This is a genomic window from Algorimicrobium bowmanii, from assembly GCF_054031195.1.
In genome coordinates this window covers 28,893-43,039 of record NZ_CM132929.1, presented here as the reverse complement: position 1 = coordinate 43,039, position 14,147 = coordinate 28,893, and the positions used below count along the sequence as shown (strand labels likewise).

16 protein-coding genes are annotated in these 14,147 nt (G+C 32.8%); 10 read left to right on the top strand and 6 right to left on the bottom strand.

What is annotated here, in order from left to right; all coding sequences use genetic code 11:
- Positions 1-3: 3 nt before the first annotated feature.
- The 5 genes from ACW5R3_RS00175 to ACW5R3_RS00155 all read left to right on the top strand — a co-directional run bounded on the left by ACW5R3_RS00175 (position 4) and on the right by ACW5R3_RS00155 (position 4,400).
- Positions 4-2,121, top strand: a complete 2,118-nt coding sequence (locus ACW5R3_RS00175) for a Tex family protein (RefSeq protein WP_456577599.1) — start codon at positions 4-6, stop codon at positions 2,119-2,121.
- A 170-nt stretch (positions 2,122-2,291) separates the two neighbouring features.
- A complete protein-coding gene (locus ACW5R3_RS00170) occupies positions 2,292-3,197 on the top strand; it encodes a DMT family transporter (RefSeq protein ID WP_456577598.1) in 906 nt (301 codons plus the stop codon).
- Positions 3,198-3,220: 23 nt separating this feature from the next.
- Positions 3,221-3,547, top strand: coding sequence for a DMT family transporter (locus ACW5R3_RS00165; RefSeq protein WP_456577597.1), 327 nt, complete (start codon positions 3,221-3,223; stop codon positions 3,545-3,547).
- Between the two features lie 84 nt (positions 3,548-3,631).
- Entirely contained in the window at positions 3,632-4,150 is a 519-nt protein-coding gene (locus tag ACW5R3_RS00160) for a ferritin (protein ID WP_456577596.1), read from the top strand.
- A 73-nt stretch (positions 4,151-4,223) separates the two neighbouring features.
- Positions 4,224-4,400, top strand: coding sequence for a hypothetical protein (locus ACW5R3_RS00155; protein WP_456577595.1), 177 nt, complete (start codon positions 4,224-4,226; stop codon positions 4,398-4,400).
- A gap of 50 nt (positions 4,401-4,450) precedes the next feature.
- Here ACW5R3_RS00155 and ACW5R3_RS00150 read toward each other — a convergent pair whose 3' ends face one another.
- Positions 4,451-4,783 carry a single-stranded DNA-binding protein gene (locus tag ACW5R3_RS00150; RefSeq protein WP_456577594.1) on the bottom strand — a complete coding sequence of 111 codons (333 nt, stop codon included), beginning with the start codon at positions 4,781-4,783 and terminating at the stop codon, positions 4,451-4,453.
- A gap of 249 nt (positions 4,784-5,032) precedes the next feature.
- Here ACW5R3_RS00150 and ACW5R3_RS00145 point away from each other — a divergent pair, with 249 nt between their 5' ends.
- From ACW5R3_RS00145 to ACW5R3_RS00135, 3 genes are all read left to right on the top strand, one after another.
- A complete protein-coding gene (locus ACW5R3_RS00145; protein WP_456577593.1) occupies positions 5,033-5,623 on the top strand; it encodes a HupE/UreJ family protein in 591 nt (196 codons plus the stop codon).
- Positions 5,624-5,715: 92 nt separating this feature from the next.
- Positions 5,716-6,150: a deoxycytidylate deaminase gene (locus ACW5R3_RS00140; protein ID WP_456577592.1), complete on the top strand. Its 435-nt coding sequence runs from the start codon at positions 5,716-5,718 to the stop codon at positions 6,148-6,150.
- Complete coding sequence (locus ACW5R3_RS00135) at positions 6,147-7,739, top strand: S41 family peptidase (RefSeq protein ID WP_456577591.1); 1,593 nt, start codon at positions 6,147-6,149, stop codon at positions 7,737-7,739. The genes ACW5R3_RS00140 and ACW5R3_RS00135 overlap by 4 nt, the downstream gene beginning before the upstream one ends.
- Before the next feature lie 5 nt (positions 7,740-7,744).
- Here the strand turns inward: ACW5R3_RS00135 and ACW5R3_RS00130 are convergent, their stop codons facing one another.
- Genes ACW5R3_RS00130 through ACW5R3_RS00120 form a run of 3 tightly spaced genes read right to left on the bottom strand, consistent with a single transcriptional unit; the run spans position 7,745 to position 9,134 of the window.
- Entirely contained in the window at positions 7,745-8,347 is a 603-nt protein-coding gene (locus ACW5R3_RS00130; RefSeq protein ID WP_456577590.1) for an FAD-dependent oxidoreductase, read from the bottom strand.
- Positions 8,347-8,550, bottom strand: coding sequence for a hypothetical protein (locus ACW5R3_RS00125; RefSeq protein WP_456577589.1), 204 nt, complete (start codon positions 8,548-8,550; stop codon positions 8,347-8,349). Before ACW5R3_RS00125 ends, ACW5R3_RS00130 begins: the two co-directional genes overlap by 1 nt.
- A gap of 2 nt (positions 8,551-8,552) precedes the next feature.
- Positions 8,553-9,134 (bottom strand): MarC family protein, encoded by a 582-nt coding sequence (locus tag ACW5R3_RS00120; protein WP_456577588.1) that lies wholly within the window; start codon positions 9,132-9,134, stop codon positions 8,553-8,555.
- An 89-nt stretch (positions 9,135-9,223) separates the two neighbouring features.
- Between ACW5R3_RS00120 and ACW5R3_RS00115 the strand changes: the two genes are divergently transcribed.
- The gene (locus ACW5R3_RS00115; protein WP_456577587.1) at positions 9,224-9,793 is read left to right on the top strand and encodes a DUF3109 family protein; all 570 of its coding nucleotides are present in this window, start codon (positions 9,224-9,226) and stop codon (positions 9,791-9,793) included.
- On the opposite strand, the gene ACW5R3_RS00110 is transcribed toward ACW5R3_RS00115, so the two are convergent.
- Complete coding sequence (locus tag ACW5R3_RS00110; protein WP_456577586.1) at positions 9,794-11,743, bottom strand: tetratricopeptide repeat protein; 1,950 nt, start codon at positions 11,741-11,743, stop codon at positions 9,794-9,796.
- 5 nt (positions 11,744-11,748) lie between these two features.
- On the bottom strand, positions 11,749-12,483 hold the full coding sequence (locus ACW5R3_RS00105; protein WP_456577585.1) for a LytR/AlgR family response regulator transcription factor: 735 nt from the start codon (positions 12,481-12,483) through the stop codon (positions 11,749-11,751).
- A gap of 601 nt (positions 12,484-13,084) precedes the next feature.
- On the opposite strand from ACW5R3_RS00105, the gene ACW5R3_RS00100 reads away from it, so the two are divergent.
- Positions 13,085-14,065 carry a ribonucleotide-diphosphate reductase subunit beta gene (locus tag ACW5R3_RS00100; protein ID WP_456577584.1) on the top strand — a complete coding sequence of 327 codons (981 nt, stop codon included), beginning with the start codon at positions 13,085-13,087 and terminating at the stop codon, positions 14,063-14,065.
- The last annotated feature ends 82 nt before the right edge of the window (positions 14,066-14,147 follow it).

Genomic DNA, 14,147 nt, shown 5'->3' with positions numbered 1-14,147 from the left:
CTTATGATTTCCTATATAATAGCCCAAACACAACTTCCAGAATCTGCAGTAAAAAACACCGTTAAATTGCTAAACGAAGGTAGTACTATACCTTTTATTTCAAGGTACAGAAAGGAAGCAACAGGGAATTTGGACGAAGTGCAAATTGGTGCAATTGTTAATTTTAAGGAGCAGTATGAAGCTTTAGAAAAACGAAAAGGTGCTATTTTAAAAGCTCTAAAAGAGCAGGATGTTCTAACGGCAGAATTAGAGCAAAAAATAAATCAAACGACCAACCTAACTACTTTAGAGGACCTTTACTTACCCTATAAGAAAAGTCGTAAAACGAAAGCCGAAACAGCAAGAAAAAATGGCTTAGAGCCTTTAGCTAAAATTATCATGAGTCAGAATGCTTCCAATATTGAAGCAATAGCTTATAGATATTTAAATGATACTGTTTCATCTGCTGATCTAGCTTTGGAAGGTGCTCGCCATATTATTGCAGAATGGATAAATGAACGCACCGATATTCGAAATCAAATTCGCTATCAATTAGAGCGTTTTGCTATGATTGCCACAAAAGCTGTGAAGTCAAAAAAAGATGAAGATACTGCTCAGAAATTCCGTGATTATTTTGATTGGGAAGAATCGCTAAGTCGTATTCCTTCACACCGGTTATTGGCTATTTTACGTGCTGAAAAATCAGGGTTTATTAAAGTGAAAATTCAAATTGATCATGAGAAGGCATTATATAAGATTGAAGACCGTATTATCAAATCGCGAAATACCTGTGCCGATCAGATTCGTCTTGCAATCCAAGATGCATTTAAACGTTTGTTGTTTCCATCATTAAGTAACGAAGCGTTGCAAATCGCTAAAGAAAAGGCCGATGCAGCAGCTATCAGCGTATTTGCTAAGAATTTAAAACAGTTATTAATGGGTTCGCCGTTAGGTGAAAAACGAGTTTTAGCTATAGATCCAGGTTTTAGAACAGGATGTAAAATAGTGTGTTTGGATGCTCAAGGGAATTTAAAACACAACGAAACTATTTTTCCGCATCCACCTAAAAATGATGCCATTGGTGCTATGAAAAAAATTAGCTCTTTAGCGGAAGCTTATAAAATTGAAGCAATTGCTATTGGAAATGGTACGGCTTCACGTGAAACGGAGGCTGTTATTCGAAAAATCCGTTTTAAAAATGATATTCAAGTATTTGTAGTTAGTGAGGCTGGAGCTAGTATTTATTCGGCTTCTAAAATTGCGCGAGAAGAGTTTCCAAATTATGATGTAACGGTAAGAGGTTCTGTTTCTATAGGAAGACGATTACAGGATCCACTTGCTGAATTGGTTAAAATAGAGGCTAAATCTATTGGGGTTGGTCAATATCAACACGATGTAGATCAAACAAAGCTTAAGAATGAGTTGGATACTGTTGTAGAAAGTTGTGTAAATGCGGTAGGTGTAAATATTAACACGGCTAGCACGTCGCTATTAAGCTATGTGTCAGGAATTGGGCCTAAGTTAGCTGAAAACATTGTAGCATATAGAAGTGAAAATGGCGTATTTAAGTCGCGTAGTGCGATTAAAAAAGTGCCGCGTTTGGGAGATAAGGCTTTCGAGCAAGGCGCTGCTTTTCTTCGTATAAAGGAAGCTAAAAATCCATTAGATGACTCAGCTGTTCATCCTGAGAGTTATGCTATAGTTGAAAAAATGGCTAAAAATTTAGGAGAACCTATTACCCGATTAATAGGAAACGTAAGCTTGTTAGAAAAATTAAATTTATCAGATTACTGTACACGTTCAGTAGGGTTACCAACGCTTCAAGACATTGTTAAGGAACTTGAGAAACCTGGGTTAGATATTAGAGAGCAAGCTAAGGTTTTTACTTTTAACCAGAATATTAAAACCATTGCCGATTTGCAGGAGGGGCAGCTTCTTCCAGGAATTGTAAATAACATCACTAATTTCGGTGCCTTTGTAGATGTTGGAATTAAGGAAAGTGGTTTAATTCATGTTTCAAACCTCTCTGATAGCTTTGTTAGTGATGTGAATGCACATGTAAGTTTGCATCAACAAGTTATTGTGAAAGTGTTGGAAGTAGATGTGCCAAGAAAACGTATTCAATTAAAATTACATAAATAGTAAACCTATTTAAGAATAGTAGTGTGTACTTATGAGTACTAAATTGGCCTAAAATGGAACTTACAATTTAAAAGGGATAATATTTCATCATAAATAGCCAATTTCCTACCAACAGGAATCCATCTTTGGTACTACTTTTACGCCTTGTTTAATTCTAATTTTTTAAGGTTATGAAAAAAGCTCAAATTGCTCTTATCATAGGCATCGTATGTATTTCTGTGTTTCCAATATTAGTGAAACTAAATCTAACACCAGGGGTTATTTCTGCATTTTACAGAATGGCAATTTCCTTTGTATTTCTTTTACCTTATGTATTATATAAAAAAGAGTTTAAAGTCCCCAATCTAAAAGTGGGATTATTAGCAGTGGTATGTGGTGTTGTTTTTGGTAGTGACGTAGCAGTTTGGAATATCGCTATTCAGGAATCTACCGCAACACAGGCCTCGTTGTTAACTAATTTATCCCCTGTATGGGTGGGTGTGTTGGCATTATTCTTTTTAAAAGATAAGCCCCGAAATAATTTCTGGATCGGAACTGTTATTGCTGTTTTTGGAATGATGTTATTAGTCGGGTTTTCAACGTTCAGAAATCTAGATTTCGATTTGGCTTTTAGTTTTGGTATTCTTTCAGGAGTATTTTATGCTTTTTACATGCTTATAAGTAAGGCAGCTTTAAAAGAATTAAATATACAAACGTTTATGACGTTAAGTTTAGGTGCATCGTCTGTTTATTTGGGGTTTCTGAGCTATGCATTGGGAGAGCCTTTTTATGGCTTTGAAACTGCAGGATGGCTTGTTTTATTGGTTCAAGCTATAATTTGCCAACTTTTGGCTTGGTTATTAATAAGCTATGCAACAAAAAAAATGCGTGCTACACGTGTGTCTGTTAGTTTGTTAGGGCAGGGTATCTTAGCCTCTGTCTTAGCTTGGGCGTTACTTGATGAAACGATAACCTTGCAAATGGTTCTAGGCGGATTTGTGCTATTGTTTGGGATTCGTATTACTTTTTATGAAAAGCAATTTTTTAATAGTAATTTTGTTAAAAGTTCCAAAATGAAGCGAACTAGGATCGTGTAAAATTATTTTCATAATGTTTTTAAATGAATTGGATATTATTAATTATTGCAGGATTATTTGAAGTTGCCTTTGCAGCTTGTTTAGGAAAGTTTAAAGAAACCACTGGCCATGTTTCTGCTTTATGGTTTATTGGGTTTCTTGTTTGTTTATGCATTAGTATGGCTTTATTGGTTAAAGCAACACAACATTTGCCTATAGGTACGGCATATGCTGTATGGACAGGAATAGGTGCAGTTGGAACGGTATTGGTAGGTATTTTTATTTTTAAAGAACCTGCAGATTTTTGGCGTATATTTTTTATAAGTACTTTAATCCTGTCAATTGTTGGACTTAAATTTGCGTCCCATTAATATAATTTATCATTTTTTTGTTTTTGAATTTTTCTAATCAAATAGCCTTAAAAAATTATGTAACTTTACGTAAAAGAATTAATTATGGTATCTAAAAAAATTGAAAACGTATTAAATGAACAGATTCGAGTAGAAGCTGAATCGTCACAAATATATTTAGCAATGGCATGTTGGGCAGAAGTTAAAGGTCTTGAAGGTGTTGCCAATTTCATGTATAGTCAGTCGCAAGAAGAACGTGACCACATGTTGAAACTTATTAAATTTGTTAATGAGCGTGGAGGTCATGCGCATGTTTCGGAATTAAAGGCTCCCAATGTAACATTTGAATCTTTTCAGGAAATGTTTGAGAAGTTATACGAACACGAAGTATTTGTGTCTGAAAGTATCAACGAGTTGGTGCATATTAGTCTACAAGAAAAAGATTATGCGACCCATAATTTTCTACAATGGTATGTTTCAGAACAGATAGAAGAAGAGGCTATGGCACGTACTATTTTAGATAAAATTAACTTGATAGGAAACGATAAAGGTGGTTTGTATTTGTTTGATAGAGATATTGAACAACTAACCATTAACTCGGCAGCTTCAACTGGAGAAATTTAATTTTAACAATTAAATTTATTTAGAATTAATAAAAATAATTATTTTTGTCTCATTATCTGAAAGTTAACAAGTTTTGGGCAAAAAAAAAGACAAGAAAAAACAGAAGAAAGCTTTAAAAGCCTTGCGAGAAGCAGGTGTCATTTCTAATGAAAAGAAAGTGAAAAGCAAATGTTGTGAAAAATATAAAAAAAGCGAAAAGAAACGCTGTGGTAAATGCCCGTGTTTTGATTTGCTTCAAAATGTTGCATAAAAAAAGCCATGATGTTTAATCGTGGCTTTTTTAGTTATTAGTCAATTATGTTATTTACCAAACATTAATAATTCATTACATAGTATTTCGGTAGTATATCGTTTGTTACCTGATTTGTCATCCCAAGATCTGTTTGTTAATTTGCCTTCAATAGCTATTTCTTGTCCTTTAGTAACGTATTCTTCTACAACTTTTACCAAGCCACCTTTAACAATAACATTATGCCAATAAGCGCGTTCTACCTTTTCACCACTTTTATTTTTATAACTATCATCAGTGGCTATCGAAAATTTAGCCATTTTGTTACCATCTTCAAAATTGATTATTTCTGGATCTTGTCCAAGTCTACCAATTAACTGTACTTTGTTTCTTAACGTATTCATAAGATAAGGTTTTAATTATGTTGAAAATCATTCGGTCAAATCAACAAGGCAAAGATGCAACAGGCTTTGTGTTCTAAACGGTAGTTACATATTTAAATTCGTTTGTAAATGTTTGTAGTCGTTTGTAAATGGATAATTTCAGAGGATGTTTTGTTTCGAGATTAATACAGGATAATAGTTTTTAAGCTTACTTTTTATCAAATCATTTTTAATTGTATCTTTGAAAACACCCTTTAAATTGCAAAAAAGATGCTTGAAAACTTTTGGTTTAATGTTGAATATGGCGTTAATCACGTTTTAGATATCAATGCCTATGATCATGTTTTATTTCTTATTGTTCTAACAGTTCCTTATCTGTTTAGAGATTGGAAACGTGTACTTTTATTAGTGTCTGTTTTTACAGCAGGACATACTTTATCTTTAGTACTGGCAGCTTATGGTGTAGTGAGTGTTAATGCATCATTAGTGGAGTTTTTAATTCCGGTTTCTATTTTAGTAATAGCACTTTTTAATGTGTTTACAGCCGGAAAAGGCGCACAAAAAGAGAAAGTTGGTGTATTGTTTTTTTCAACTTTGTTTTTTGGTCTCATCCACGGATTAGGATTTGCTAGAGAGTTTCAAATGATGGTAGGAAGGTCTGATAATAAAATGTTAACCTTGTTAGAGTTTGCCTTAGGTATCGAGTTAGCACAGGTAATAATAGTTTTTGTAGTACTTCTTCTTGGTTATATTATGCAAACAATTTTCCGTTTTTCTAAACGCGATTGGATTATGGTTATCTCAGCTGTAGTTGTTGGTTTAGTAATTCCAATGATTATGAATAGCGATTTTTTAAACTAAAATAGGTTTTGCTTAAAGTTTTCATAATAATTTAAGCATCAGGTTGTAATTAAAATGCGAAGCCGTTATCTTCGTTGTAACTTAGTATTTTTATGGAAGAAAAAAAACAGCTTAAGTACGACAAAGCGTATTTAAGAATGGCTACAGAATGGGGAAAGTTATCCTACTGTAAGCGTAAGCAAGTTGGAGCTATTATTGTAAAAGATAGAATGATAATTTCTGACGGCTATAATGGTACACCAACAGGTTTTGAAAACTTTTGTGAAGATGACGAAGGGTATACAAAATGGTATGTGCTTCACGCAGAGGCTAATGCTATTTTAAAAGTTGCCGCTTCAACACAGTCTTGTGTAGGGGCTACTTTGTATATAACACTTTCGCCTTGTAAAGAATGTAGTAAGTTAATCCATCAGGCTGGTATTGTTCGCGTAGTTTATAAAGATGCTTACAAGGATGATTCTGGTTTGCAATTTCTTAAAAAAGCAGGTATCAAACTTGATTTAATAAACGACCTAAAGGCTGAATGATAATTAAAAAAAAATATTTACCACTTATATTCGGTATCGGAATCGCTATCGGAATTTTTATTGGTGGAAAATTGAATTTTTCTGATAAATCTGATCGCCTATTTACAGCTAATAGCAAAAAAGAGAAATTAAATAGACTTATAGATTATATAGACTACGAGTATGTAGATCATGTTAATACAGACAGTATTGTAGATATCACTGTTAATGGTATTCTTGAAAATTTAGATCCGCACTCTGTTTATATTCCTAAAGAGGACATGCAGCGTGTAACCGAAAACATGAAAGGTGATTTTGTGGGTATTGGTATAAGCTTTTATAATTTTAAAGATACTATTACGGTTATCAGAACCATAGAAGGTAGTCCTAGTGATAAGGTTGGTATTATTGGTGGCGACCGTATAATAACAGCCGATGGCGATTCTATTTTTGGTAAAAACTTAGATAATTCAGATGTTATTGCAAAACTAAAAGGTCCTGTAAATACGGAAGTAGCTTTAGGGGTTTATAGAAAAGGTGAACCAGAACTTCTTACCTTTAATGTAAAGCGCGACCATATTCCAATTCGTAGTGTGGATGCGGCCTATATGCTAAATGAAACCTTAGGTTATGTTAAAATTAACCGCTTTGCAGAATCGACCTATAGAGAATTTACAGACGAACTTCAGCAACTAAAAGAAAAAGGCGTTCAAGATTTAGTCTTAGATTTACGTGGTAATCCTGGGGGCTTTTTAACTATAGCCGAACAAATTGTAGATGAGTTTCTGGAAGCTGATAAGTTAATTTTATTCACAAAAAATAAGCGCGGTACTATTGAGAAGAGTTTCGCTACTCGCAAAGGTGATTTTGAATCTAGTGAGGTGTATGTCTTAATTGATGAAAATTCCGCTTCTGCAAGCGAAATTGTAGCTGGTGCTTTACAAGATAATGATAAGGGAACTATAATAGGACGCCGATCTTTTGGTAAAGGTTTGGTGCAGCGTGAAATGAATTTAGGCGATGGTAGTGCCGTTAGGTTAACAGTTTCTAGGTATTACACGCCAACAGGACGATCTATTCAGCGAAATTATAGCAATGGTACTAAAGATTATTATGACGACCATTTTCAACGCTTAAACAGTGGAGAATTTGTAGATCCTGAAAAAATGGAAATAGCAGATTCTTTAAAATTTACAACGCCTAAGGGTAAAGTTGTTTACGGTGGCGGAGGTATTATTCCAGATGTATTTGTGCCTTTAGATTTAAGTATGCAAAATGAAACGCTAACCTTTCTGCAGGGACGTGGCTTTATAAGTAATTTTGTGTTTGAAGAATTGGAGAAAAACCGGCATGCTTACGATGCTTATTCACGTAAAGCGTTTATTGATACGTTTGAAGTAGGAGACGATTTTGTAACTGAATTTCAAAATTATTTAAATGCTAAAGCAAATGCTAATATCACTTTTGTTGCTTATGAAGATGAGGTAAAGCAATATATTAAAGCTAATATAGCATCACAACTTTATAGCAAAGGAGCCTATGAGGAAGTTTTAAATAAAAGCGATATAATGATTGCTAAGGTTCTTGAATTAAATGCCGAAACAGAATAGTCATTTTAAGCTTTGTCATGAACTTTAACGTGCTGTCCTTTGTTCCAAAGTGTTAAGATATCGGTTGCAACATGTGCACCGCTACCAGAAGCTATGGCAAACTGGCTACGCCAACCGGCTAATGTGCCAGCTACATATAGACCTTTTGTAATTAAATGGTCGTCATTTCGTAACCAAATTCTTTCTTTTTCTATTTTAGCTCGCGGATGAGGTTCTGTGTAAGCCTCCAAACCGTCTATAGCTGTAAGGTTTGTGTAGCCAACAGCTATAACAACAATTTTAGAAAGGTATACTGTTTTGTTGGTTGTAACTTTATAGCCCGTATCGGTTTTAGAAATTGCAGTAACTTTTTCGTTTTCAATACAGTCAACATGTGGGTATAATTCTTTAAGTTGTGTTATTCCCGATTCAAGAATATCAGCGCCAGTGGTACCAGGTTTTAACCCCAGAACATTATTGAATAGTGCATTTTGTAAATGCGATGCTTTTTGATGTAAAATAATTCCAACAGATTTATCTGCTGCAAATGGCTGTTTTTTAGCAGATCCTAAAATTAAGGCACAAGACATACCAGCGGCTCCACCACCAACTATTAAGCAATCAAACATTATTCGTGATTTTTATATTTCTGTTCTATTTTTTTAGAAATAGCTAAAATTTGTAATAGTACCAAAGCGCATAATGCTGTAACAATGGTAATTATAGCTATAATGCTGTCACCTTCAAAAGGCGAATTGAAATTAATCTGTGTGACATTAAAACCTATTAAAATTAAGGCTAGTAATGATAAGATGATTGTAAGTATTTTCATAATTATATAAATAATGCTTTAATGTTGTGGGCAAAAAGTTTAACAGCAATTGCTAATAGAATAACGCCAAATATTTTACGGATAATTTTAATACCATTCTGACCAATAAAACGTTCAATTTTAGCTGAGGTTTTTAGTACTAAATAAATAAGAATAACGTTCAGTAAAACAGCAACAATAATGTTTTCAATTCTAAATTCGGCACGAATAGAAAGTAATGTGGTTAGTACTCCTGGTCCAGCAATTAGTGGAAAGGCTAAAGGGAATACGGAGGCTGTCATGGCGGCATCATCATCTTCTTTATAAAGAGTGATTCCTAATATCATTTCTAAAGCAATAAAAAATAAAATAAAAGCACCAGCTACAGCAAAACTATTAACACCAATACCTATTAATGATAAAATGTTTTTACCTAAGAATAAAAACAAGATCATAATGATACCGGCAATAATCGAAGCTTTTTCACTTTCAATATGTCCTACTTTTTTTCGTAAATCAATAATAATAGGGATATTACCTATAATATCAATAACAGCGAATAAAATCATAAAGGCCGTAAATATTTCTTTAAAATTAAGTGCCATTAATTCAGATGTTTAACTTTTTTACAAAATTAGAGCATTATTACTGATTTACCATATTAAATAAATTAAAGTTTGTCTATTTTTGCAGTATGTTTCAATTAGGAAAAACCATAGTTTCAGAAGATATTATTGAAAAAGACTTTGTCTGCAATCTTTCGGCATGTAAAGGAGCTTGCTGTATTGATGGTGATGCAGGAGCACCACTTGAAAAGGACGAAGCTCAAATTTTAGAGGATATCTACCCAAAAGTTAAACCATTTTTACGTCAGAAAGGCATTGATGCTATTGAAGCTCAAGGTACTTTTATTACTACTGAAGATGGGGAATTAGAAACGCCACTTATAGATGGTGCAGATTGTGTTTATGTTACTTTTGATGATAAAGGAACAGCACTTTGTGGTATTGAAGAGGCGTATAACCAAGGTGAGGTAGATTGGAAAAAACCTGTTTCTTGCCACTTGTATCCTATTAGAATTCAGGAATATTCTGAGTTTTCTGCAGTAAATTATAACCGCTGGTATATTTGCGACGATGCCTGTACTTTAGGAAAAGAATTACAAGTGCCTATTTATAAGTTTGTAAAAGAAGGACTTGTAAGGAAGTTTGGCGAATCCTGGTATGCCGATTTAGAAAAGGTTGCTGAAAAGCATAATAAGTAATTATTTTATTGGAATTTTTAGGGTTACTTGCGTGCCTTTTGCCGTCTGGTCGTCATGATATAAATCTACCATCTTAATGGTATAATCTGCTGTGTAGTTTTTTGAGAAATTTTCTAACCGTGCTTTGGTTAGTTTTAACCCCATTGATTTGCGTTTTATTTTTTTCTGATTTTTAAGTTCTCTTGCGGCAGTCCTACCAATACCATTATCCGTAATAGTAATGGTTATGTGTTTACGAGATTCTTTTTTAGCTGTTAAACTTAATTTTTTAGGGCCATTTTTGGCTGATAAGCCATGCCAAATAGCATTTTCTAAAAAAGGCTGTAAAATTAAAGAAGGCACTTTAATAGAGGATGTGTTTAAGTTTTCTGAAATGGCTTCATTATAGACTATTTCATTCGAGAAACGCATGTTTTCTATATTCATATAAAGCGCCATATTCTCAATCTCATCAGCAAGAGAGATTTCTTTTTCAGTAGATGCCACTAAAATTTTGCGAATTAATTTTGCAAACTTATTCAGATAGTAAACAGCATTTTCTTTTTCGTTATTAATTATGTAGAGCTTTATTGAATTTAAGGAGTTGAAAATAAAATGGGGATTCATCTGGTTTCGAAGCATCTCCTGTTCGAGTGTCAAAATTTTCTTGTCATTTTTAAGTTGATGCTGTCTGTATAAAACATAAAGAACAATAATAGTCAAACAAGCTCCAAACAGACTTAATAAAAGCGTTCGTTTGTTTTTTTCTAGACGTAGTTTTACAATTTCATTTTCACTAGCCAACTCTTTTATTTGGTTGTTCTTTTTTTGAGTATCGTATTTTATAATTAAATCATTAACGTATTGGATGTTGCGTTCATTGGTTAATGATTTTTCTAATTCAACATGTTTCTTGTAGTTTGTTAAGGCTTTTTGAGGTTGATTTAAAAGCTCATAAATTTCGCTTAGATTTTTATAAGCTTCAATTTTTGAGGATTTTAAATTATAGGTTTTGGCTATATCTAAACCTTTATAAATATGGTTTTTTGCAGTTTCTAAGTCACCTAATTTTAATAAGGATAAACCGTAGTTTATATACGAGTTTGCTATGTAAAACTTGTCATTATTATGAAGTGCTTTGTCTAGTGCTTTTTTAATTAAATCATGTGCCTGTTGATATTTTTCTTGGTATATATATATTTTACCAATACTATTAAAGCAAATAACGGTTCCAATTTCTGAGTTTATCTCATAATTGTAATTTAATGATTTGTTGTAATACTTTAAAGCATCCGAATAGTGTCCTAGTTTTTCTTTAGCGTAACCAATATTGTGGTTGTTAATTGCTAGTCCTAGTTTGTTGTCTAATTCAGCTTCAATAATAATAGATTTATAAAACTGATTTAGGGCCAAATTATATTGTTTTAAAGCAATGTAAATATTACCCATACTATTATGCGAAACGGCAATACTTCGGCGTAATTCAGCAGTTTTGTTAGTCGGTTTTTCAGCCAGATCCAATGCTTGTTTGTGATAGTCTAGCGCTGACCGAATAGCATCCATACGTCTGTAAACAACACCTAGCATATTAAGGCTGCTTACTTCCATTTCGATGTTTTTGGCTAACCGAGCTTTCGTTAAAGATTTTGAATATAAGGATAATGCTTGGTCGTAATCCGTAATATTTCGGAAATAGGAGCCTAATGCCTTTAATGCATACCATTCGCCTTCAGGGTAGTTTTGTTTATGACTTTTATGAACTAAATAAGACAGTTTAATAGTGTCAAATTTAATGCCTTTAAAAACTTGACCTAAAGTGGTTAGGTTTTTAGGCTTTACTCGCAAAACACTATCGGTCTTTTTATAAAAATCAGTAACATCTTGACTCTGAACAACAGATGGAAGGCCAGCCAAAATGACTAATAGGAAAATAGTAGCCAATTTATTTGGCAGGATTTTTTTGAGATTCATAGTTATTAAACTTTATCAAGAAAATCCGATTTTCGCTGCCTAGCAACAGGAATCTTTTCGTTAGATTCCATAACAACATAGCCATCTGTTTTTAGGTATTCCTTTATTTTATTTAGGTTGATGATGTAAGAGTTGTGAATCCTGAAAAAGTAATTTTCAGGTAAAATGGCATTGACCTCTTTTAGTTTTTTAGTCACACATATTTTTTGATGGTCTGCCATAATAAATGTGCTGTAATTTCCGTCAGATTCAATATATATAATGTTGTCAGTGTCTAAAAACAGGAGTTTTCCATCGGAATTTATAGTAATTTTCTTTTGACTAAAGTTGTTATTGAAGTTAATAAGGACTTCTTCAATTTTTGCTGTTGGAAACATTTTAGCTTTATGTTTTTTTATTTTTTGTAGTGTTTCCGTTAGGTCATCGGAATCTATAGGCTTTAGAAGGTAGTCTATAGCTTCATGTTTCAGTGCTTTTAAAGCGTATTCGTTATAGGCTGTAGTGATAATTGTAGCAAACTCTGTTTTACTCACTTTATCTAAGAATTGAAAACCGTCCATTGTGGGCATATTAATATCTAAAAAAACACAATCTGGTGTGTTCGTTTTTAGGTAGTTAATTGCTTTTTCAGGATTTGTAAATGTGGCTATTATTTCAACTTCGTTACTAAAATTAGTAAGTTCCCACGATAAGCTCTCTATGGCTTTTTGTTCGTCATCTACTATTACGGCTCGTATCATAAATCAAATATAACAATATATTACTTTTCATGCATGGATTATTATTCTAATACGAATTGTAAATGTACTTACGGATTTTAGTTACCAATTACACATAATTTACGACCATCCATACATTAGAGTTTATTATCAATTCAAAAAATGTTGATATTAGCACTGCTATTAAATTATTTAACGATTTAGCATTATAAAGGGTAAATGCTATTAATCAATAAAGGCTAGATTTTTTCTAGCCTTTTTTTATGCCTAATTTTAGTTTTTGTAATTTTTAATAGACTCATGTCATACTCTTTTTTGCGACAGTATATACGCTGTAATTTTTTGTGTTTTAAGTGTTGGTTTGTTTAGTGTTAGCACGGTTTTCTTTATGTTTATGTGGGTTTTTTCTTTCTTGTTTTTGTTTTTATTATTCAGTTTAAAAAGTTGTAAATCAGTTTTTTGAGGTTTATAGTGCGCTTAGCCTTGGTCTTACTGCATTCTTAATGCTTTGTTAAAAACTTGTTGACAATGTTTATAAAAATACCTTTCAATTACAGATACATTTTTCAATATTTGTTAGTCATATATCGATACCGATTTATTCACATTTAAAACACAGCTCATGTCGCAACCAATCGAACCTATCCTACAAAAAAATAAAGACCGTTTTGTAATATTTCCAATCCAACATCATGACATTTGGGAATGGTATAAAAAATCAGAGGCAAGTTTCTGGACGGCAGAAGAAATTGATTTACATCAAGATTTAAGCGATTGGAAAAACAAACTAAACGATGATGAGCGTTACTACATAAAACATATACTTGCTTTCTTTGCAGCTAGTGATGGTATTGTAAATGAAAATTTGGCTGAAAACTTCGTTAACGAGGTTCAGTATAGTGAAGCTAAGTTTTTCTATGGATTCCAAATTATGATGGAGAATATTCATAGTGAAACCTATTCGTTGTTAATTGATACCTATGTAAAAGATGAAGCTGAAAAAGATTTACTTTTCAATGCTATTGAAAACTTTCCAGCTATTAAGAAAAAAGCGGATTGGGCATTAAAGTGGATCGAGTCTCCTAGTTTTGCTGAGCGTTTAATAGCTTTTGCAGCAGTAGAAGGTATCTTCTTTTCAGGTGCTTTTTGTTCTTTATTTTGGCTTAAAAAACGTGGTTTAATGCCAGGATTAACATTCTCTAATGAGTTAATTTCTAGGGATGAAGGTGTGCATTGTGATTTTGCCGTGCATTTACATAATGAACACTTGGTAAATAAAGTCCCAAAGAGTCGTATTCGTGAAATTTTAATTGATGCTTTAGATATTGAACGCGAGTTTATTACGGAATCTTTACCGGCTAGTTTAATAGGTATGAATGCCAAACTAATGTCTCAGTATTTAGAGTTTGTAACCGATAGACTTTTAAGCGAGTTAAACTGTGAAAAAGAATATAATACTGCAAATCCGTTTGATTTTATGGATATGATTTCATTACAAGGGAAAACCAATTTCTTTGAGAAACGTGTGTCCGAATACCAAAAAGCAGGTGTTCTTAATAAAGAAGATGAATCGGATAAATTCAGCTTTGATGCTGATTTCTAAAAATCAAATTTCAATAAATTTAGTTCTAAGAAAAACTCAGATGTCAATGATGTCATAGTTTTTTAAAAGACTTATTATAATA

Coding starts and splice junctions, on each gene's coding strand:
- ACW5R3_RS00175 (WP_456577599.1), top strand. CDS start 4: ATGATTTCCTATATAATAGCCCAAACACAACTTCCAGAATCTGCAGTA.
- ACW5R3_RS00170 (WP_456577598.1), top strand. CDS start 2,292: ATGAAAAAAGCTCAAATTGCTCTTATCATAGGCATCGTATGTATTTCT.
- ACW5R3_RS00165 (WP_456577597.1), top strand. CDS start 3,221: ATGAATTGGATATTATTAATTATTGCAGGATTATTTGAAGTTGCCTTT.
- ACW5R3_RS00160 (WP_456577596.1), top strand. CDS start 3,632: ATGGTATCTAAAAAAATTGAAAACGTATTAAATGAACAGATTCGAGTA.
- ACW5R3_RS00150 (WP_456577594.1), bottom strand. CDS start 4,783: ATGAATACGTTAAGAAACAAAGTACAGTTAATTGGTAGACTTGGACAA.
- ACW5R3_RS00145 (WP_456577593.1), top strand. CDS start 5,033: ATGCTTGAAAACTTTTGGTTTAATGTTGAATATGGCGTTAATCACGTT.
- ACW5R3_RS00140 (WP_456577592.1), top strand. CDS start 5,716: ATGGAAGAAAAAAAACAGCTTAAGTACGACAAAGCGTATTTAAGAATG.
- ACW5R3_RS00135 (WP_456577591.1), top strand. CDS start 6,147: ATGATAATTAAAAAAAAATATTTACCACTTATATTCGGTATCGGAATC.
- ACW5R3_RS00130 (WP_456577590.1), bottom strand. CDS start 8,347: ATGTTTGATTGCTTAATAGTTGGTGGTGGAGCCGCTGGTATGTCTTGT.
- ACW5R3_RS00125 (WP_456577589.1), bottom strand. CDS start 8,550: ATGAAAATACTTACAATCATCTTATCATTACTAGCCTTAATTTTAATA.
- ACW5R3_RS00120 (WP_456577588.1), bottom strand. CDS start 9,134: ATGGCACTTAATTTTAAAGAAATATTTACGGCCTTTATGATTTTATTC.
- ACW5R3_RS00115 (WP_456577587.1), top strand. CDS start 9,224: ATGTTTCAATTAGGAAAAACCATAGTTTCAGAAGATATTATTGAAAAA.
- ACW5R3_RS00110 (WP_456577586.1), bottom strand. CDS start 11,743: ATGAATCTCAAAAAAATCCTGCCAAATAAATTGGCTACTATTTTCCTA.
- ACW5R3_RS00105 (WP_456577585.1), bottom strand. CDS start 12,483: ATGATACGAGCCGTAATAGTAGATGACGAACAAAAAGCCATAGAGAGC.
- ACW5R3_RS00100 (WP_456577584.1), top strand. CDS start 13,085: ATGTCGCAACCAATCGAACCTATCCTACAAAAAAATAAAGACCGTTTT.